Source organism: Streptomyces xantholiticus, assembly GCF_014651015.1.
Taxonomy (GTDB): Bacteria; Actinomycetota; Actinomycetes; order Streptomycetales; family Streptomycetaceae; genus Streptomyces; species Streptomyces xantholiticus.
In genome coordinates, this window is sequence record NZ_BMWB01000005.1 from 283,176 (window position 1) to 300,988 (window position 17,813).

The window sequence follows — 17,813 nt, forward strand, 5'->3', positions numbered from 1 at the left end:
AGGACGGGCGCCGGACCGAGGCCGTAGCCTGAAGAACATGTCCCCCTTTCCCCGCGAGTCTGAATCCGAAACCTTGTTGTCCGCGTCCGAGCTGAACGCCCGGATCCGAGAGCTGTGGGCCGACGGCGCGCTGCCCGAGGACCGGCGCCCGGAGTACGAGGCACTGGTGGTGGAGTGGGCCGCTGCGGCACGCGAGGACGTACGGCCCGCCGCGTAGCACCGGCTAGCCTGGGCGCACGATGAACCGTTTGACCACGTCATGGGGCGCCTACCGGCTCGCCCGCTTTCCCGAGGACCCGCGCGACACACTTCGCGCCTGGGACGCCGCCGACGAGTATCTGCTGCGGCATCTGCACGGCGACGACGATGCCCCGCCGACGGACCTGTCGGGCACGGTGGCCGTCGTCGGCGACCGGTGGGGCGCGCTGGTGACCTCGCTCGCAGCGCACGGGGCCGGACCGGTCACCCAGATCTCCGACTCGTTCCTCGGGCAGCAGGCGACCCGCGTCAATCTCGACCGCAACGGCGTCGACCCCGGATCCGTGCGGCTTCTCACCGCGAGGCAGGACCCGCCGGAGCGCATCGACGTGCTTCTGGTCCGGGTGCCGAAGAGTCTCGCGCTGCTGGAGGACCAGCTGCACCGCCTGGCGCCGGCCGTGCACGCCGGCACCGTCGTCGTCGGTACGGGCATGGTCACGGAGATCCACACGTCCACGCTCAAGCTGTTCGAGCGCATCCTCGGGCCGACCAGGACGTCGCTCGCGGTGAAGAAGGCCCGGCTGATCCTCTGCACCCCCGACCCGGGTCTCCCCCGGGCGCCGAGCCCGTGGCCGCTGCGGTACGCCCTGCCGCCGGACACCGGCGTCCTCGCGGGCCGGACCGTGACCAATCACGCCGGGATCTTCTGCGCGGAGCGCCTCGACATCGGCACCCGCTTCTTCCTGCGCCATCTGCCGCGGCGCCGGGGCCACGAGAGGGTCGTGGACCTGGGCTGCGGAAACGGCGTGGTCGGTACGGCGGCGGCGCTGGCCAATCCGGAGGCGGTCGTGACGTTCACGGACGAGTCGTACTCGGCGGTGGCCTCCGCGGAGGCCACGTTCGGTGACAACGTGCCGTCGGGGACGGCGGAGTTCCTGGTCGGCGACGGTCTGTCCGGGCTCGCGGACGGCTCGGTGGACCTGGTCCTGAACAATCCGCCGTTCCACTCGCACCGGGCGACGACCGACACGGCGGCGCGGCGGATGTTCGCCGACGCACGCCGCGCGCTGCGTTCCGGTGGCGAGCTGTGGGTCGTCGGCAACCGTCACCTCGGCTACCACGTACGGCTGAAGCGGTTCTTCGGCAACTGCGAAGTGGTCGCGAGCGACCCGAAGTTCGTGGTGCTCAGGGCCGTAAGGCGCTGAGAGAGGGGCCGTCGCCCACCGACGACATCTTCTGGATGGCGCTGGGCCTCGGCATCGGCGCGTCCGATCGCTGACGGTCTACCTGGTCCGCCGGGGCACCCTCGACGACTACCTCTACCTCGAGCACGGTGCGCACTACGCCATGGGCGCCCTGGCCGTGCTGCTGCTCGTGAGGATCAAGTGGCACATCAACGAGGTCGTCACCGGCCTCCTGGGTGTCGCCCTGATCGCCTGCTCGTTCTGGTCCTCGGTGCGACGCAACCGGGCCGTGGCGGCCTCGGACGAGAACTCCGGCGAGGAGTTCTGGGTGGCGACTGCCGTGTGAGCCGTCCCCTGCCGTGAGCCGCCCTGCCTCGACACCCCGCAGATCCGCTGAGCGCCCCATCAGCTCGGTCGTGGTGGAGCCACACGACCGAGTTCCGACCGACCGTGTTGGTGGCCCCGGGAAGCTGTATCCGGCGGCGGCGCCCACCGGTGTTCGTTCCTGCCGCGCAACCGTCGACCGGCGCTCGGCTCAGCGAACCGCGACCGTGGTCCGGCCGGCTTCATCGCGTCCTCCTCGATGACGCGATGAAGCGCGGAGAACCGGACTGATCCCGATGGACCATCGACTTGCTCAGCATCCGCGCCACCGGAGGGGGCCGTCCCGGCCGTCAACGCCGGCTTGGTTCGGCGGTGGGCGCGGCGAGGCCGAGCCGGTCCACGGGGCGTCAGCGGGCGTCCGGGCCCGAGTGTTCCCCGATCAGCGACGAGGAGCGCATGGGCGGAGTACGGCCGGTTGCGGGCACCGGCGAGTGACGGGCATGCACAGCTCTTTGCCTGGAACGCCGCCTCACCGACACTGAGCCGATGACGCAGCGCGTGGATCTCGCGACCGTGATGGACAGACTCGCCCTCGACGACGTGGTCACCGGTTACGCGGCGGCCGTCGACGACGGCGACTGGGACGCCTACCGAGCACTGTTCACCGCAGGGGGCCGGGCCGACTACCGCGCGTCCGGCGGCATCGAGGGCCCAGCCGCCGAGGTCGCTCAGTGGCTCGCGGGGACGATGCGCCGCTTCCCCGTACGCCAGCACCTCATCGTCAACAGGCGGGTGAGCGTCGAGGACCTGGACGGGTCCCCGGGCGACAGTGCGGAGGTGCGGGCGGACTACGTCAACCCGATGCGGACCGGGTCGGGCGAGGACTTCGAGTCGGGCGGCCGCTACCGCTTCGCTCTGACGCGTACGGCGGAGGGCTGGCGGTTGCGGTCCGTGGTGATCGAGGAGAAATGGCGGCGTACGGGCACGGGTGGGGCCGCGGAAGGCGGCTGAGGCTCGGGAGGCGCTCTGTTCGCCGGCGCCGATCTTCGCGCACACTGGTGATGAACGGCTCCTGGCCCTCGAGGCCGGACGAGGAGGCGCTGGATGCGGATTCCGGTCGGCGGTCGGGCGCACACGACGCGGCACGACGGGCACGAACACGTCCTCGGGTCGCGCAGAGCGCGCGGTGCCGCCGCGCTCGTCGCCGGCGCGCTGCCCGCGCTCGCCTTTCCCGAGCCGTCGCTGTGGTGGTTCGCCTATGTGGCCCTGGTGCCGTGGATGCTTCTGCTGCGCACCGCGCCGACGGCCCGTCGTGCGGCGGTCGAGGGCTGGCTCGGCGGAGCCGGCTTCATGATCGCGGTGCACCACTGGCTGCTGCCGAGCCTCCATGTCTTCCTGCTGGTGCTGGCGGCGCTGTTCGGGCTGCTGTGGGCGCCGTGGGGAGCGCTGGTGCGCCGCATGCTGGGCGGCAGGCCACAGACGGCCCGGGCTGCGGCGGCCGTCGGTGTCGTTCCGGCGGGCTGGCTGATGATCGAGCTGGTCCGTTCCTGGGAGGGGCTGGGCGGCCCCTGGGGGCTGCTGGGAGCGAGCCAGTGGCAGGTGTCACCGGCGCTGAGGCTCGCCTCGGTCGGCGGGGTCTGGCTGGTGAGCCTGCTGGTGCTGGCCGTCAACACGGTGGCGGTGCTGCTTCTGACGGTCGAGTCGGCCCGCACGCCCGCGGTGGCGTGCGCGGTGCTCTGTGCGACGGCCCTCGCGTCCGCGTGGGTGTGGGCCCCGATGCCGCGCGAGTCGGGCCGGGTGCGGATCGCGGTGGTCCAGCCGGGGGTCGTCGGCGGCATGCTCAGCGCCGAGCGGCGCTTCGACCGCGGCGAGGAGCTGACCCGCGAACTGGCGGGCAGTGAACCGGACCTGGTGGTCTGGGGCGAGAGCAGTGTCGGCGCGGACCTGGGCCGGCGGCCGGACCTGGCCGAACGGCTCGCCGCGCTGTCCCGGGAAATCGGCGCCCCGGTCCTGGTCAATGTGGACGCCCGGAGCGAGGGCGCTTCCGGCCCGGCGGGGATCTACAAGAGTTCGGTACTCGTCGGACCGGAAGGACCGACCGGGGACCGGTACGACAAGATGCGGCTGGTCCCGTTCGGGGAGTACGTCCCGGCCAGGTCCGTACTGGGCTGGGTCACCTCGGTCGGCAAGGCCGCGGGCGAGGACCGGCTGCGCGGAACGGCTCCGGTGGTGATGTCGCTGCCCGACGGCGGAATGCGGCTCGGACCGCTGGTCTGCTTCGAGTCGGCGTTCCCCGACATGGGCAGGCGGCTGACCCGGGACGGCGCGCAGCTGCTGGTGGCGCAGTCGGCGACCTCGTCGTTCCAGGACAGTTGGGCCCCCGAGCAGCACGCGTCGCTGGCGGCGCTGCGGGCGGCGGAGAGCGGCCGGCCGATGGTGCACGCCACGCTCACCGGGGTGAGCGCCGTGTATGCGGCGGGCGGCGGACCGGTCGGCGCCCCGCTCTCGACGGACGCCGACGACGCGGCGGTCTACGACGTACCGCTGGCGACCGGCACGACGCTGTACGTCCGGTACGGCGACTGGCCCGTGTACGGGTCGCTGGCGCTGCTTGCGGCGCTGGGCGCGACCGGCGGCGTACGGGCCCTCAGGCGGCCTGCTCCAGGGCCAGCCGAACCACCTGCTCGCACAGCTCATGAGTCCTCAGCGCGTCCTGTGCGCTGAGCACCTTTCCGGCACGCACGGCGTCCAGGAAGACGTGCACCGCCTGTTCGATGCCGCGCTGACGGGCCACCGGCACCCAGTCCCCTCGCCGTCGGACGCTCGGCTGGCCCTTGTGGTCGACGATCTCCGCGAGGTTGCGGACCTCGCGCTTGGAGTCCTGCCCGGAGACCTCGAGGATCTCCTCGGCCGAGCCGCTCATCCGGTTCATGGTGCCGATGGCGGTGAAACCGTCACCGGACAGCTGGAGCACGACGTGGTGCATCAGCCCGTCGATGATCCGCGCCCGCACGTCGGTGTGGTCGACGGGTCCGGGGACGAGGAAGCGCAGGGTGTCGACGACGTGGATGAAGTCGTCGAGAACGAGGGTGCGGGGATCCTCGGGGAGACCGACGCGGTTCTTCTGCATGAGGATCAGCTCGCGCGGGTGCTCGAGGCACTGCGCGTAGCCGGGGGCGAGCCTGCGGTTGAAGCCGACGGCGAGGCTGGTGCCGCGCTCCTCCGCAAGCGCCACCAGCCGCTGGGAGTCGGCGAGTTCGTAGGCGAGCGGCTTGTCGACATAGGTGGCGACACCGGCTTCGAGCAGCCGGGTGACGATCTCGGGGTGGGCGGAGGTGGATGCGTGGACGAAGGCGGCGTCCAGACCCTGGTCGAGGAGCGAGTCCAGGTCTGTGTGGCACCGCGCGGCGGGGATGTGGTGGGTCTCCGCCGTACGGGCCAGGGTGGCCGGCGTCCGGGTCTGGAGGTGCAGGTCGACCCCGGGCAGGGTGGTGAGCACCGGCAGGTACGCCTTCCGCGCGATGTCGCCGAGACCGATGCAGCCGACCTTCACAAGGCCCCCTCACATGCCCGGCAGGGTCAGTGCCGTGCCGGTCGTCCTTTGTGCACGCCCGGTCCGGCGTGCGCGTCCTGTGCTCCGGCAGCATACGTCCGCTGCGGTGGACGCCAGTCGGCGATGTCGTCGAAGGTCCGCAGCACCAGGCCGGGGCCGAGGCGGGAGAGGGCCCACATGAGGGTGTCGCGGGCGGCGACGGCCGGTGCGGCGGTCAGGGACATCAGCCGGGCGACCCGTGCGGACTTCCTGACGATCATCGCGGTGCGCGGGAGCCGCTCGGCGCTGTAGGCGGCGAGCCCGGCGCCGAGGTCGGTGCCGGCGGCGTGGTGGGCCAGGACGATCGCGTCCTCGATGGCCTGGTTTCCGCCCTGGCCGAGGGTCGGCGACATGGCGTGCGCCGCGTCGCCGAGCAGCACGGTGCGGCCGCGGTGGAAGGCCGGGAGCGGCGTGATCATGTGGTGGACGTCGTTGCGCAGCACCCGCTCGGGTTCGGCGGCGGCGATGATGCCGGGTACGGGGTCGTGCCAGTCGCCGAACCGGCGCAGCAGTTCGGCCTTCTCACCGTCGGCGGCGTGGGCGCCGGCGGGTGCCACAGCTGCGGCGTAGGCGTAGCTCCGGCCGTCCTTGAGGGGCTGGGTGCCCCAGAGCGATCCGGCGCCCCAGGTCTCGTGCGGTTCGAACGACCGCTCGGGCGCGGGGACGACCGTGCGCCAGGTGGTGAAGCCCGAGTAGGCCGGGCCGGGGTGGTGTGGGAAGAGGGCGCGGCGGACGGCCGAGTGGATGCCGTCGGCCCCGATGACGAGGTCCGCCTCGATGTCGCCGTCTGGCGTCCTGACCCGGGCCCGGCGACCGCCGGCGGTCCCGGGGTCGGTCAGTTCACCGGGGCAGCCGGTGCAGACGGCGCCTTCGGGCAGGCGGCGGGCGATGCGGTCGATCAGGGTGGCGCGGTGGACGAGCACGAGGGGCCCGCCGAACCGTTCGGCCGCGGCGGTGCTGTCGGTGCGCGAGAGCCAGCGGCCGGACGGGTTGCGCATGCCGCCGGGGCCCTGCCATGCCGCGAGGCCGCGGATCTCGTCGCCGAGGCCGATGACGTCGAGCGCGCGCTGGGAGTTGGGGGCGAGCCCGATGCCCGCGCCGACGGGCTCCAGCGACTGCGCCTGCTCCAGGACGGTGACCTGCCAGCCGTTCTGCCGCAGGGCGACGGCCGCGGTGAGTCCGCCGATTCCGCTGCCCACGACGACGGCATGAGCGGCTGCACGGGACGCGGACATGGCTGCTCCTCGCTTGATGACTACACCCGTAGTGACGCCCTCAGGTTACTACAGGTGTAGTCACGGCGGTAAGGTTGGCCGAATGGCCGCACGCACCGCCCCCTCCGGCGCCTCACGGGCAGAACTGATCGCCGACACCGCACTCGCGCTCCTCGCCGAACGCGGTATGCGCGGGCTCACCCACCGCGCCGTCGACGAGGCGGCCGGGCTGCCGCAGGGTTCGACCTCCAACCACGCCCGCACCCGCCAGGCCCTGCTCGAGGCGGCGGTACGAAGACTGGCGGAGCGCGAGGCGGCCGTCCTCACGGTGACGGAGACGCCGGCCACGCTCGGTGGCCGGAGCGAGCTCCTCGACGCCCTGGCCCTCGCGCTGCACTGCTATCTGACCGACCATCCCCAACTGCTCGTCGCACGCTACGAACTGGCCCTGGAGGCGACCCGGCGACCGGAGCTGCGCGAGTTCTACGACCGGGCAGGGAGCCGGTTCCGCGGGCCGCTGGTCGCGCTGATGGCCGACGTGGGATCGCCGGAGCCGGAACGGCACGCGCTGTCCCTGATCGCCTGGTGCGAAGGGCTGATGTTCTCGTGCGCGGCCGGCTCGTACCATGCGGCCGTCCCGAGCCGGGAGGAGCTTCGCACCGGATTCGGTGAGCTGCTGCGCGGGATGCTCGGTCCGCACGCCCCGGACTTCGATTAACCCGTGGCAGCAGCCCTCGTCCGTGCCGCAGGATGATCGCCATGACAACCGACGAACGCCCCGAGCCGTCCACCACCGCCGCCGAACGGGACATGCTGGAAGGCTTCTTGGACTACCACCGCGAGACGCTGCTCATGAAGTGCGCGGGTCTCGACGACGAACAGTTGCGGCGGGCGGTGCTGGCACCTTCGGAGCTCACGCTCATGGGCCTGATACGCCATCTCGCCGAGGTCGAGCGCTACTGGTTCCGCGAGGTCATGGAGGGGCAGGAGCTGCCGGACCTCTACTCCACGGAGCGGGACCGGGACGGGGACTTCCATGTCACGGACGGGGACACCTGGGCGCAGGCGCACGAGACCTGGCTCGCCGAGGTCGCCGAGGCCCGCAAAATCTCGGCCGGGCACGGACTCGACGACGTGAGCGTGTCCCGCAGCCGCCATGCCGAGGGCTTCAGCCTGCGCTGGATCCTCACGCACATGATCGAGGAGTACGCGCGCCACAACGGCCACGCGGACCTGCTGCGCGAGCACATCGACGGCGTCACCGGCGAGTGACCGCGCCCGTGGCCGCTCACAGCGCCCGCAGGGTGCGCTCCAGCCTGTCGATCGCGGCACGCACCCCATGGCCGTAGCCGTCGTCGCCCAGGGCGTCCGTGGACGCGCGTGCCCGGTCCAGGTGGACGCGCGCGTCCTCGGGGCGGCGCAGCTTGACGTAGTCCGCGGCGAGGTTCAGATGGAGCGAGGGGTAGAGGGCGCGGACCGCGAGGGCCCGGTCGTGCCGGGCGAGCCGCTCCTGGCTCAGTCCGTCGGCCGCCGACAGGGCCCGCAGGTCCCAGGCCAGTTCGTCCGCCGGATCGTCCTGGACGTCCGCCATGCAGTGGGCGAGGGTACAGCGGTGGAGGGCGTCCCCGTCCTCGCCGATCTCCGCCCAGAGCAGTGCGAAGCGGTTGCGTGCCTCCTCGCGGTCCCCGCCGTGCAGCAGCATCATCGCCTGACCGATCCGGGTCATGACGATGTCCTGCGACGCCTCCTGCTGCTCCGTCACTGTGGCCTCCTCGTCCGCACGGCGCACCGCTGGTGCGTGGAGACCGACGCTAGCGGTCCGCCGCGCAAGACCTGCGACGGCGCGACGCCCGGCCGCTCGCCCGAACCGCTCAGCCGATGTCGGGGATGCGCCAGTCGATGGGCTCGTGGCCCTGGGCCGCGACCGCCTCGTTGATCCGGGTGAAGGGACGCGAGCCGAAGAACTTCTTCGCGGACAGCGGCGAGGGGTGCGCGCCCTTCACCACGACGTGCCGCTCCTCGTCGATGAGCGGCAGCTTCTTCTGCGCGTAGTTGCCCCACAGGACGAAGACGGCAGGGTCGGGCCGCGAGGCCACGGCGCGGATCACCGCGTCCGTGACCTTCTCCCAGCCCTTGCCCTTGTGGGAGTTGGCTTCGCCCGCCCGCACGGTCAGCACCGCGTTGAGCAGCAGGACGCCCTGGCGCGCCCACGGCATCAGATAGCCGTTGTCCGGGATCGGGTGGCCGAGCTCGGCCTGCATCTCCTTGTAGATGTTCCGCAGGGACGGAGGCGTCTTGACGCCCGGCCGCACGGAGAAGCACAGGCCGTGGCCCTGGCCCTCCCCGTGGTAAGGGTCCTGACCGAGGATGAGCACCTTCACCCGCTCGTACGGCGTGGCCTCCAGGGCGGCGAAGACCTCGGCGCTCGGCGGGTAGACCGGCCCGTTCGCCCGCTCCTTCTCGACGAACTCGGTGAGCTCCTTGAAGTACGGCTTCTGCAGCTCTTCGCCGAGGACGCCGCGCCAGGACTCGGGCAGCATGTCGGTGTCGGTCACGTCAACAACCTCCGTCTGTAGGTCGGTTCCGAGATCGAGGGAACCGAGATCTCAGAACCTACCCGGGGGCACTGACAGTCCGGCCGCCGGTGTCGCCCGCTACCAGCTGGCCTTGCGGTACAGCTCCCACACCTGCATGACGGTCTGCGGGTCGAGGGCGCGCTCGCCGCCGCCGATCTCCTCGCTGGCCGCCACGTACAGCTTGCCCTGCCACAGCGGCAGCAGCCGGACGTCGTCGACAAGGATCTTCTGGGCCTTCTCGAACTGCTTGGTGACCGCCCCCCGGTCGCTCTCACGACGGGACTGGACGAGCTGCTCGGTGATCTCGGGCGCCTCGTACGGCGTGCCGAGGACGTTGTTCGGACCGACGAACGGCGCGATGAAGTTGTCCGGGTCCGGGAAGTCGGGGAACCAGCCACGGCCGAAGACTGGGTACTCGCCGTTCTGGTAGCCGTCCTGGAACTCGTCCCAAGGCTTGCCCTGGATCGTGACCTTGAACAGACCGGTGGCGTCGAGCTGCCGCTTGAGCTCGGCGAACTCCGGCGCCGTGGCAGAGCCGTAACGGTCGGTGGTGTACCAGAAGCTCAGCGGAACGGGCCCGGTGATGCCCGCGTTCTCGAGGATCCCCGCGGCCTTGGTCACGTTCGGCTCGCCGTACTGGTCGAAGAACTCGGTGGTGTGCCCGGCGATGCCCTTCGGGACCATCGAGTACAGCGGCTCGGCCGTGCCCTTGTAGACCTTCTCGACCAGTGCGTCGCGGTCGATGATCTGAGCGATCGCGCGGCGGACGGCCAGCTTGCGGACATTGGGGTCGGAGGGGTTGAAGACGAGGTAGCGGATGTCGGCGCCGACCGTCTCGACGAGCTGGAGGTGATCGTTCTCCGGCTTCTTCTCCTGCAGTTCGACGACCTGTTCTGCGGTGAGACCACGGTTGATCGCGTCGATCTCGCGCTTCTTGAGGGCCGTCATCATGACGGCGGAGTCCTCGAAGTAGCGGATCGTGACCGCCTCGTTCTTGATCTTCGCGAAGCCCTTGTACTTGGCGAACCGGGTCAGCTCCGCGCGGTCGCCCTTCGCGTACGAGTCCAGGGCGTACGGGCCGGAGCCGGTCAGCTTGCCGTCTTCCCGGAGCTTGTCGGCCGGGTACTCGGAGGGCGGCACGATCGACATGGCCGGAGTGGCGAGGATGAACGGGAACGTGGCGTCGGACGTCTTGAGGTTGAAGGTGACGATGCGGTCGCCTTCCACCTCGATCCCGTCGAGGGAGCCCAGCAGACCCTTCGGACCACCCTGCACGTCGATGGTCCTGATGCGGTCGATGGAGTGCTTGACCGCTGCGGCGTCGAGCTTGTCGCCGTTGGTGAAGGTGAGGCCCTCGTGGAGCTCGCACTCGAAGACCTTGTTGCCGGTGTCGGTGAAGCGGCACTCGGCGGCGTCCGGCTGCGGAACGGTGCTCCCCGTCGGGAAGCTGACCAGGGTCTGGAAGACGTTCCGGTACAACTCCCACGAGCCGTCCCATGCGGCGGCCGGGTCGAGAGTACTGGGCTCGCTGGTCGTGCCCACGGAGATCTTCTGTTCGCGGTCGGCGTCCTCGTCCGAGAACAGGCCGCATCCCGCCAGCAGAGATATGGACGCTAGGGCTGCAGCGGCCTGCAGACAGGTCCGGTTGAACACGTGCACGCTCCTCGTTCAGCCATGGGTCGGCGAACCATACCGCAGCGCCCCGCCGGGCCACTGTGCGGGCCCGGCGGGGCACTTGGATCATTCAGGAACAAACCGCCTCAGGACGGTCCGTCGGAGGCCTCAGTGGACACCCGCGTTGAGGAAGATACCGCCGTCCACGACGAGCGTCTGCCCCGTGATCCAGTCCGACTGCTCGGACGTGAGGAACGCGGCCGCGCCACCGATGTCCGACGGCACGCCGAGCCGCCCCAGGGGGTAGGCCGCGGCCGCCTCGGCCTCCCTGCCCTCGTAGAGCGCCTCCGCGAACTTGGTCTTGATCACCGCGGGCGCGATGGCGTTGACCCGGACGGACGGCGCGAGCTCGTGCGCCAGCTGGAGGGTCAGATTGACCATGGCCGCCTTGCTCATGCCGTACGCCCCGATGAAGGGGGAGGCGGAGACGCCGGCGACGGAGGCGATGTTCACGATCGCACCGCCGTTGTCCTTCTGCCACGCCTTCCACGTCTGCTGCGCGAAGCCGAGCGCGGAGATCACGTTGGTCTCGTAGACCTTGCGCGCCACGTTCAGGTCGAGCTCCACCATGGGGCCGTAGACCGGATTGGTGCCGGCGTTGTTGATCAGGAAGTCGACCCGGCCGAACGCCTCCATGGTGCGCTCGACGGCGGCCGCCTGGTGCGCCTCGTCGTGGGCCTTGCCCGCGACCGCGACGACCCGGTCGGCGCCCAGCCGCTCCACGGCCTCCTTCAGCGCCTCCTCGCCGCGCCCGGTGATGCACACCCGGTCGCCGCGCGCGACGAGCGCCTCCGCGATGCCGTACCCGATACCGCGGCTCGCCCCCGTGACCAGCGCGACCTTGCCGCTGTCGGGGGCCTGCTCGGCCCCTGCTGCCTGTGCTGCCATGACCTTCGAACCCCGATTCAGTTGAGCGGGCCGCCGGCCACGTACATGACCTGACCTGAGATGAAGCCGGCGTCGTCGCCCGCGAAGAAGGCGATCGCACCGGCGACGTCCTCGGGCCGGCCGACGCGCTGGACGGGGATCTGGGTAGCGGCGGCCGCCTGGAACTCCTCGAAGCCCATGCCGACGCGGGCAGCGGTCTGCGCGGTCATCTCGGTGACGATGAAGCCGGGCGCGACGGCGTTGGCGGTGATGCCGAACTTGCCGAGCTCCTTGGCGAGGGTCTTGGTGAAGCCCTGGAGACCGGCCTTGACCGCCGCGTAGTTGGCCTGGCCGCGGTTGCCGAGCGCCGACGAGGAGGACAGGGAGACGATCCGGCCGAAGCCGGCGTCCACCATGTGCTTCTGGCAGGCCTTGGCCATCAGGAACGCGCCCTTGAGGTGCACGTTCATCACGGTGTCCCAGTCGGACTCGCTCATCTTGTAGAGCAGGTTGTCGCGCAGCACACCAGCGTTGTTGACCAGGATCGTCGGCGCGCCGAGCTCGGCGGCGACGCGCGCCACGGCGGCCTCCACCTGGGCGGCGTCCGAGACGTCGCAGCCCACCGCGACGGCCTTGCCGCCGGCCGCGGTGATCTTCTCGACGGTGTCCTTGCAGGCCGCCTCGTCGAGGTCGAGCACGGCCACGGCGCGGCCCTCGGCCGCGAGCCTGATGGCGGTGGCGGCGCCGATGCCACGCGCGCCTCCGGTCACAACAGCCACACGCTGCTCGGTGGTGGACATTCTGGTTCTCCTCGCCCTTGAAGCCCGTCAATCCCTGTGCCGGCGACTGCTGCGGCGCCTTCTCTGAGCGACCGCTTAGTACCTTCGGCAGACAGGACGCTAGAAGCCCTGGCACCCGGTGTCAACGGCACCGGGGATCAACGGCGCATGTCACATCGATCGGCCCCGTGTCCTCAGTTCACCAGCAGGTTCAGCAGACGCTCCACCTCCGCCTCCGGATCGAGGGTGAGTCCGGTGTGCACCGGGCCCGGCTGGACGACCGTGGACCGGGGCGCGATCAGCCACCGGAAGCGCCGGCCCGCGTCGTCGCGCGCGGCCTGACCCGCGTCCTCGCCGCCGCGGCAGACGCCCTCCACCGCCTGGAGCGCCGCCCGTACACCCGTCACGTCCGCCTGCGGGTCGAGCGCACGCAGCTTGGCCTCGTCGAGGTGGGTGCGGGCGGCCACGAAGCTCTTGGCACGGCAGTAGACCACCACGCCCGCATTGAAGAACTCCCCGCGCTCGACCCGCGGCACCACGCGCAGCAGCGCGTACTCGAAAACGTCGCGGTCACTCACTGGGCGGTGTCCTTCGTGCTGTGCGGCCAGGGGGTCGGACGGTCGGTGAGCCAGCCCGGCGCCCGGGACGGCCCGGACCTCGTCGGGGCTCCGAGGGTGATGCGCTCATGAATGGTGGCGGCGCGCGGCAGCATGGCCTCTACATACGAGCGACGCAGGGCAGCGGCGGAGTCGAACCCGGGCTCGTCCACCAGCCACTCGTCGGGCACCTCCGCCGCGATCTCGGCAAGGAGGTCCTCGGTGACCCGTGGCGCGAGCTCGGCGGCGGCCGCGGCGACGTCGGGGCCGAAGCGGGCGAGCGCATGGTCGGAGGCGTCGTACGGCTTGGCCGCGGATGCGGCGGCGCCGGGCCAGTTGTGGTGCCAGATCATGGTGGCGCCGTGGTCGATGAGCCACAGATCCCCGTGCCACACCAGCATGTTGGGGTTGCGCCATGAGCGGTCCACGTTGTTGATCAACGCGTCGAACCAGACGACCTTGCCGGCCTCCGCCGCGTCCACCTCGTAGGCGAGCGGATCGAAACCGAGCGAGCCGGGCAGGAAGTCCATCCCCAGGTTGAGCCCGCCGCTGGCCTTGAGCAGTTCCTGTACCTCCTGGTCCGGCTCGGAGAGACCGATGACCGGATCGAGCTGGATGGTGACGAGGTCGGGCACCCGCAGCCCGAGCCGCCGCCCCAGCTGTCCGCAGACGACCTCGGCGACGAGGGTCTTCCGGCCCTGCCCGGCGCCGGTGAACTTCATGACGTACGTACCGAGATCGTCGGCCTCGACGATCCCGGGGAGGGAACCGCCCTCACGAAGGGGCGTGACGTAGCGGGTCGCTGTGACCTCTGTAAGCATCACGCCAGGCTATCCGGCCGGCCTCCTGGAGATCCATGGACCAGGTAGGCGCCTGCGAGTACGTGGAGGCTCTGTCGGTTCTGACGAGCAGCGCCAGGGCCGTCGTCCCGCCCACCATGCCCAGGATCACCATGACGCGCCCCAAGCGATGAGAAATTCATGAACCCTTGAACGGGGCGGTCCGAGCCCCCGTACAACTTCACGAACCGGCCGTGACGAGGGCCGGACCGTGGAGAGGGAGCCAGCATGACCGGATCGCAGGGGACCACTCGGACCGTGGCGCGCCGTACAGTCGTCGCCGCTGTGGGCGGGGCCGGTCTCACCGTCGCGCTGACCGCGTGCGGCGGCTCGGACGACACGGTTAGCACCGGTTCCGGACAGCCGGCCGGCGATGGCGGTGCGGCCGCCTCGGGCGGTGGCACGGGCGGCGGCACGGGCGGTGCCGGTGGCACGGTGATCGCCAAGACCACCGACATCCCGGCCGGCGGCGGCAAGGTCGTCGGCGACGTGGTGATCACTCAGCCGGTGGCGGGCGAGTTCAAGGCCTTCTCGTCCAAGTGCACACACCAGGGCTGCGCGGTCAAGGACATCTCGAACGGAACCATCAACTGCCCTTGCCACAACAGCCAGTTCGACGCGTCCGACGGCAGCGTCAAGGCGGGTCCGGCCACGGCGCCGCTGCCGCCCGCCTCGATCACCGTGGAAGGGGACTCGATCAAGCTCGCGTGACGCGGCGCGGTCCGTTCCAGCAGGACACCACCTCGTCGGTCGTCGCGATCGTCGCCACGAGCGACAGGGTGTTGCGGATCATCGCGGGGGTGTACTCGGCGGGCACCCCCGCGATGGCGTCCGCCACGACGACCGCCGTGTAGCCGAGGTTCACCGCGTCGAAGACGGCGCCGGGAACCGCCACGTTGGCGGAGACGCCGGTGACGACGAGGGTGCGGCAGCCGAGGTTGCGCAGGAGCGCGTCGACGCCGGTGCCGGCGAGGGGCGAGAGCCCGTGCAGCCTGCTTACGACGAGATCATCGGGCGTGACGTCGATCGGCGGGGCGACACGTACGGCCTGCGAGCCGGTGTGCTGCTGGACGGGCAGGCGTTCGGCGGCCCTGAAGAGCCGCGCGTTGCGGTTGGACCCTCGTCCGTCGGGGCGTCGTTCGGCCACCGCGTGCAGCACCTGTACCCCGGCGTCGTGGGCGGCGGCAACGAGCCGTGCGACGTTGCGGAGCGCGCCGGAGGAACTCGCCTGCGCGGCGAGTTCGGGCAGGGCGCTGTGCTTGCCGACGACGCCCTGCTGGCATTCGACGGTCAGCAGCACGGTGGTGGGCACCTCGAGCTGTTCCAGGAGCTGCTGGTGGGACGGCACGGGGCTCCCCCTCCGAGTCTTGTCCAATCGACCCCGTGTCCTGTCCGCTCGGCCCGGGAGCGCGACAGTAGCCGCCATTGCGCACCGAGGGAAGTGCCTTCATGCTGGGTCGGCAGGCTTTCTGACGGTAAGTCAGCCACATGGGCCGGAGGGATCGCAGATGACCGCCACCCAGCGCCGGGGCCGCCGCATCATGATGAGCACCGGCGAGCGCGACGCGTTCCTGACCGAGCAGCGCACCTGCCGGGTGGCCACCGTCTCGCCCGACGGACGCCCGCATGTCAGCGCGCTGTGGTTCGCCTGGGACGGCACCTCCCTGTGGCTCTATTCCCTCACGCGCAGCCGGCGCTGGGCGGAGCTGCGCCGCGACCCGCGTATCGCCGTCGTGGTCGACGACGGCGAGGAGTACGGGGAGCTGCGCGGCGTCGAGCTGTCCGGCACGGCAGTGTTCGTCGGCGAGGCACCGCGCACCGGCGGGGACTGCCCCGAACTGGCCGTTCCCGAGGCGCTTTTCGCCGCCAAGAACTTCCAACTGGCCGCGATGCCCCACGACGGCCGGCACGCCTGGCTGCGGCTGACCCCCGACGCGATCGCGTCCTGGGACTTCCGCAAGCTGCCGGCCGGCTGACCCAGTACCCCGCGTTCAGCCCTTCTGCTGCTCCGCGGCCCCGCGCAACGCCTCCACGGCCGCTCTGATGGACGGCCGGCGGTCGGCGTCCGTCCGCCACACCGCGTAGACATGGCGGCGCATCTTCTGCCGTACGGGGACGAGCGCGACGCCCTCGGGCACCGGACCCCGACCGAGCCGTGGCGCGACGCAGACGCCGAGGCCCGCGGCGATCAGGGCGAGCTGGGTGTGGTGCTCGCCGGCCATGTGCGCGATCCGGGGCTCGAAGCCCTTGGAGCGGAGGGTGAACACCAGCCACTCGTGGCAGAACTCGCCCTCCGGCCAGGACACCCACTCGTCGTCGGCGAACTCCTCGAGGTCGACCTCCGCGCGGCCCGCGAGGGGGTGGTCCGCCGGCATGGCGACATCGGGGACGTCGTCGAGCAGTTGGACCTGTGCCAGTCCACCCGGGACGGGAAGCCGCTTGTTGCTCCAGTCGAGCACCACGGCGAGGTCGAGATCGCCGCGGACGACCTCCCTGACGGCCGCCTCCGGTTCCAACTCCCTGGAGATCACCCTCAGCTCGGCGTGATCACGGCGCAGGAAGGACACCGCAGCCGGGAACAGTCCGCGGGCCGCGGTCGGGAACGCGCCGATCCTGACCTCGCCGACCGCCTGACCGCGGCGGGCCTCGATGTCGGACTGGGCGAGCTCGACCTGGGAGAGGATGCGCGCGGCATGATCCGCGAGCAGCCGACCGGTGTCGGTGAGGCGTACGCCCCGCCCGTTCTTCGCCAGCAGTTGCTGGCCGACCTCCCGCTCCAGTTTCGCCATCTGCTGGGAGACGGCCGAGGTGGTGACGTGCAGTCCGTCGGCGGCGGCGCTGACGGAGCCGTGCCGCGCCAGCGCGTCGAGGGTGCGCAACCGCTCCAGATTCAACATGTAAGCAATGCTAAGCGATAGCGTCGAGAAAATCTCGCTTGTCCTAAGAGATGGGACCGGCCATCGTTGGGCGCATGAGCACCGCAGCCACTGGCGCCGACGACGCCCGCACCCTCATCTCCTCCGCATCATCCCCGGCCTCCGCCCACGCCGAGCCCGTGCTCGCCGCTCCCCCGCATCGACGCGCCGTCGACTGGCGCATCCGGTTCGCGGTGCTCTCGGCGGTCTGGGGTTTCAGCTTCCTGCTCATCAAGGTCGGCACGGGGGCATTCGCGCCGTTCCAAGTCACCTTCGGCCGCCTCTTGTTCGGCACCTCGGTACTCGCCGTCGCCATGACGGTCCGCCGTGAGCGGCTGCCGCGGGGCCTGCGCACCTGGGGCCACCTGACGGTCGCGGGCCTGCTGCTCAACGCGCTGCCATTCTCGCTCTTCGCCTACGCCGAGCTCACGATCCCTTCGACGCTCGCGGGCATCTGCAACGCCACCTCGCCGCTGTGGGGCATGGCGCTCTCCCTCGTCGCACTCTCGGAGGACCGGCCCACCCGGCGCCGGGTCGCGGGGCTCGGCATCGGATTCCTCGGGGTGCTCACCGTCCTCGGCGCCTGGCAGGGCTTCTCCGGACTGGACTTCCGCGGCACGGCCATGGCGCTGCTCGCGTCGCTCAGCTATCCGATCGGCTGGATCTACGTACGCCGGACCCTGGCCGGCTCCAGCCACTCGAACCTCTCACTGACCGGCGCCCAGCTGGGTCTGGCGACGATCCAACTGGCCGTGGTGACACCGCTGTTCACGACGCTGCCGACCGCCTTCCCGCTGGTGCCGCTGCTGGCCGTGATCGCGCTCGGGGTGCTCGGCACAGGGCTGGCCCTGCTCATCCAGTACGGGCTGGTCGCGGAGGTCGGGCCGACGACCGCCCAGATGGTCACGTACTTCATCCCCGTCATCGCCACGGCGGCGGGCGTGGTGCTCCTCGACGAGCACCTCGGCTGGAACACGCCGGTGGGCACGCTGATCGTCCTGGTGGGCGCTGCGCTGACACAGAGCCGGCCGAAGCGGCCGGCCCGGTCGTGACCG

20 protein-coding genes and 1 pseudogene are annotated in these 17,813 nt (G+C 71.0%); 10 read left to right on the forward strand and 11 right to left on the reverse strand.

Annotated features, from left to right (window positions below):
- Window positions 1-37: 37 nt before the first annotated feature.
- From IE198_RS11825 to lnt, 5 genes and pseudogenes are all read left to right on the forward strand, one after another.
- On the forward strand, window positions 38-217 hold the full coding sequence (locus tag IE198_RS11825) for a hypothetical protein (RefSeq protein ID WP_189885547.1): 180 nt from the start codon (window positions 38-40) through the stop codon (window positions 215-217).
- Window positions 218-239: 22 nt separating this feature from the next.
- Complete coding sequence (locus IE198_RS11830) at window positions 240-1,403, forward strand: methyltransferase (protein WP_189885549.1); 1,164 nt, start codon at window positions 240-242, stop codon at window positions 1,401-1,403.
- A 17-nt stretch (window positions 1,404-1,420) separates the two neighbouring features.
- Window positions 1,421-1,728 (forward strand): annotated as a pseudogene (locus IE198_RS11835) (DUF475 domain-containing protein); the annotation flags it as partial.
- Window positions 1,729-2,252: 524 nt separating this feature from the next.
- Window positions 2,253-2,717, forward strand: a complete 465-nt coding sequence (locus IE198_RS11840; protein ID WP_189885551.1) for a nuclear transport factor 2 family protein — start codon at window positions 2,253-2,255, stop codon at window positions 2,715-2,717.
- 93 nt (window positions 2,718-2,810) lie between these two features.
- Window positions 2,811-4,430 carry an apolipoprotein N-acyltransferase gene (lnt, locus tag IE198_RS11845; RefSeq protein ID WP_189885553.1) on the forward strand — a complete coding sequence of 540 codons (1,620 nt, stop codon included), beginning with the start codon at window positions 2,811-2,813 and terminating at the stop codon, window positions 4,428-4,430.
- Here the strand turns inward: lnt and IE198_RS11850 are convergent.
- Both IE198_RS11850 and IE198_RS11855 read right to left on the reverse strand, forming a co-directional pair.
- A complete protein-coding gene (locus IE198_RS11850) occupies window positions 4,354-5,259 on the reverse strand; it encodes a Gfo/Idh/MocA family protein (RefSeq protein WP_189885555.1) in 906 nt (301 codons plus the stop codon). The genes lnt and IE198_RS11850 overlap by 77 nt on opposite strands.
- A 26-nt stretch (window positions 5,260-5,285) precedes the next feature.
- The gene (locus tag IE198_RS11855; protein WP_189885557.1) at window positions 5,286-6,533 is read right to left on the reverse strand and encodes an FAD-dependent monooxygenase; all 1,248 of its coding nucleotides are present in this window, start codon (window positions 6,531-6,533) and stop codon (window positions 5,286-5,288) included.
- An 82-nt stretch (window positions 6,534-6,615) separates the two neighbouring features.
- Between IE198_RS11855 and IE198_RS11860 the strand changes: the two genes are divergently transcribed.
- Both IE198_RS11860 and IE198_RS11865 read left to right on the forward strand, forming a co-directional pair.
- A complete protein-coding gene (locus IE198_RS11860) occupies window positions 6,616-7,230 on the forward strand; it encodes a TetR/AcrR family transcriptional regulator (RefSeq protein WP_189885559.1) in 615 nt (204 codons plus the stop codon).
- Window positions 7,231-7,262: 32 nt separating this feature from the next.
- Window positions 7,263-7,784 (forward strand): DinB family protein, encoded by a 522-nt coding sequence (locus IE198_RS11865; protein WP_373299828.1) that lies wholly within the window; start codon window positions 7,263-7,265, stop codon window positions 7,782-7,784.
- A gap of 16 nt (window positions 7,785-7,800) precedes the next feature.
- Here IE198_RS11865 and IE198_RS11870 read toward each other — a convergent pair whose 3' ends face one another.
- The 7 genes from IE198_RS11870 to IE198_RS11900 all read right to left on the reverse strand — a co-directional run bounded on the left by IE198_RS11870 (window position 7,801) and on the right by IE198_RS11900 (window position 13,825).
- Entirely contained in the window at window positions 7,801-8,274 is a 474-nt protein-coding gene (locus tag IE198_RS11870) for a hypothetical protein (protein ID WP_189885562.1), read from the reverse strand.
- A gap of 109 nt (window positions 8,275-8,383) precedes the next feature.
- Window positions 8,384-9,067, reverse strand: coding sequence for a uracil-DNA glycosylase (locus IE198_RS11875; protein WP_189885564.1), 684 nt, complete (start codon window positions 9,065-9,067; stop codon window positions 8,384-8,386).
- A gap of 99 nt (window positions 9,068-9,166) precedes the next feature.
- Window positions 9,167-10,741 (reverse strand): ABC transporter substrate-binding protein, encoded by a 1,575-nt coding sequence (locus IE198_RS11880; RefSeq protein ID WP_189885566.1) that lies wholly within the window; start codon window positions 10,739-10,741, stop codon window positions 9,167-9,169.
- Between the two features lie 129 nt (window positions 10,742-10,870).
- Window positions 10,871-11,650, reverse strand: coding sequence for an SDR family oxidoreductase (locus IE198_RS11885; RefSeq protein ID WP_189885568.1), 780 nt, complete (start codon window positions 11,648-11,650; stop codon window positions 10,871-10,873).
- Window positions 11,651-11,667: 17 nt separating this feature from the next.
- Window positions 11,668-12,429: a 3-oxoacyl-ACP reductase FabG gene (gene fabG / locus IE198_RS11890; RefSeq protein ID WP_189885570.1), complete on the reverse strand. Its 762-nt coding sequence runs from the start codon at window positions 12,427-12,429 to the stop codon at window positions 11,668-11,670.
- Window positions 12,430-12,602: 173 nt separating this feature from the next.
- Window positions 12,603-12,986, reverse strand: a complete 384-nt coding sequence (locus IE198_RS11895; protein ID WP_189885572.1) for a DUF3037 domain-containing protein — start codon at window positions 12,984-12,986, stop codon at window positions 12,603-12,605.
- The gene (locus IE198_RS11900) at window positions 12,983-13,825 is read right to left on the reverse strand and encodes a HipA family kinase (protein ID WP_189885573.1); all 843 of its coding nucleotides are present in this window, start codon (window positions 13,823-13,825) and stop codon (window positions 12,983-12,985) included. The genes IE198_RS11895 and IE198_RS11900 overlap by 4 nt, the downstream gene beginning before the upstream one ends.
- A gap of 246 nt (window positions 13,826-14,071) precedes the next feature.
- Between IE198_RS11900 and IE198_RS11905 the strand changes: the two genes are divergently transcribed.
- A complete protein-coding gene (locus IE198_RS11905; protein ID WP_189885575.1) occupies window positions 14,072-14,554 on the forward strand; it encodes a Rieske (2Fe-2S) protein in 483 nt (160 codons plus the stop codon).
- On the opposite strand, the gene IE198_RS11910 is transcribed toward IE198_RS11905, so the two are convergent.
- The gene (locus IE198_RS11910) at window positions 14,541-15,191 is read right to left on the reverse strand and encodes a cysteine hydrolase family protein (RefSeq protein WP_229833843.1); all 651 of its coding nucleotides are present in this window, start codon (window positions 15,189-15,191) and stop codon (window positions 14,541-14,543) included. The two genes, IE198_RS11905 and IE198_RS11910, sit on opposite strands and share 14 nt — an antisense overlap.
- A 160-nt stretch (window positions 15,192-15,351) precedes the next feature.
- On the opposite strand from IE198_RS11910, the gene IE198_RS11915 reads away from it, so the two are divergent.
- On the forward strand, window positions 15,352-15,819 hold the full coding sequence (locus IE198_RS11915; RefSeq protein ID WP_189885580.1) for a pyridoxamine 5'-phosphate oxidase family protein: 468 nt from the start codon (window positions 15,352-15,354) through the stop codon (window positions 15,817-15,819).
- 15 nt (window positions 15,820-15,834) lie between these two features.
- On the opposite strand, the gene IE198_RS11920 is transcribed toward IE198_RS11915, so the two are convergent.
- Entirely contained in the window at window positions 15,835-16,740 is a 906-nt protein-coding gene (locus IE198_RS11920; RefSeq protein ID WP_189885581.1) for a LysR family transcriptional regulator, read from the reverse strand.
- Between the two features lie 74 nt (window positions 16,741-16,814).
- Here IE198_RS11920 and IE198_RS11925 point away from each other — a divergent pair, with 74 nt between their 5' ends.
- Window positions 16,815-17,810 (forward strand): DMT family transporter, encoded by a 996-nt coding sequence (locus IE198_RS11925; RefSeq protein WP_189885583.1) that lies wholly within the window; start codon window positions 16,815-16,817, stop codon window positions 17,808-17,810.
- Window positions 17,811-17,813: the final 3 nt, after the last annotated feature.

What these genes read in the sequence shown, in the direction of transcription:
- fabG (WP_189885570.1), bottom strand. Translation starts at nt 12,429, where the DNA reads ATGTCCACCACCGAGCAGCGTGTGGCTGTTGTGACCGGAGGCGCGCGT.
- IE198_RS11825 (WP_189885547.1), top strand. Translation starts at nt 38, where the DNA reads ATGTCCCCCTTTCCCCGCGAGTCTGAATCCGAAACCTTGTTGTCCGCG.
- IE198_RS11885 (WP_189885568.1), bottom strand. Translation starts at nt 11,650, where the DNA reads ATGGCAGCACAGGCAGCAGGGGCCGAGCAGGCCCCCGACAGCGGCAAG.
- IE198_RS11830 (WP_189885549.1), top strand. Translation starts at nt 240, where the DNA reads ATGAACCGTTTGACCACGTCATGGGGCGCCTACCGGCTCGCCCGCTTT.
- IE198_RS11915 (WP_189885580.1), top strand. Translation starts at nt 15,352, where the DNA reads ATGACCGCCACCCAGCGCCGGGGCCGCCGCATCATGATGAGCACCGGC.
- IE198_RS11860 (WP_189885559.1), top strand. Translation starts at nt 6,616, where the DNA reads ATGGCCGCACGCACCGCCCCCTCCGGCGCCTCACGGGCAGAACTGATC.
- IE198_RS11905 (WP_189885575.1), top strand. Translation starts at nt 14,072, where the DNA reads ATGACCGGATCGCAGGGGACCACTCGGACCGTGGCGCGCCGTACAGTC.
- IE198_RS11855 (WP_189885557.1), bottom strand. Translation starts at nt 6,533, where the DNA reads ATGTCCGCGTCCCGTGCAGCCGCTCATGCCGTCGTCGTGGGCAGCGGA.
- IE198_RS11925 (WP_189885583.1), top strand. Translation starts at nt 16,815, where the DNA reads ATGAGCACCGCAGCCACTGGCGCCGACGACGCCCGCACCCTCATCTCC.
- IE198_RS11865 (WP_373299828.1), top strand. Translation starts at nt 7,263, where the DNA reads ATGATCGCCATGACAACCGACGAACGCCCCGAGCCGTCCACCACCGCC.
- IE198_RS11920 (WP_189885581.1), bottom strand. Translation starts at nt 16,740, where the DNA reads ATGTTGAATCTGGAGCGGTTGCGCACCCTCGACGCGCTGGCGCGGCAC.
- IE198_RS11840 (WP_189885551.1), top strand. Translation starts at nt 2,253, where the DNA reads ATGACGCAGCGCGTGGATCTCGCGACCGTGATGGACAGACTCGCCCTC.
- lnt (WP_189885553.1), top strand. Translation starts at nt 2,811, where the DNA reads ATGCGGATTCCGGTCGGCGGTCGGGCGCACACGACGCGGCACGACGGG.
- IE198_RS11900 (WP_189885573.1), bottom strand. Translation starts at nt 13,825, where the DNA reads ATGCTTACAGAGGTCACAGCGACCCGCTACGTCACGCCCCTTCGTGAG.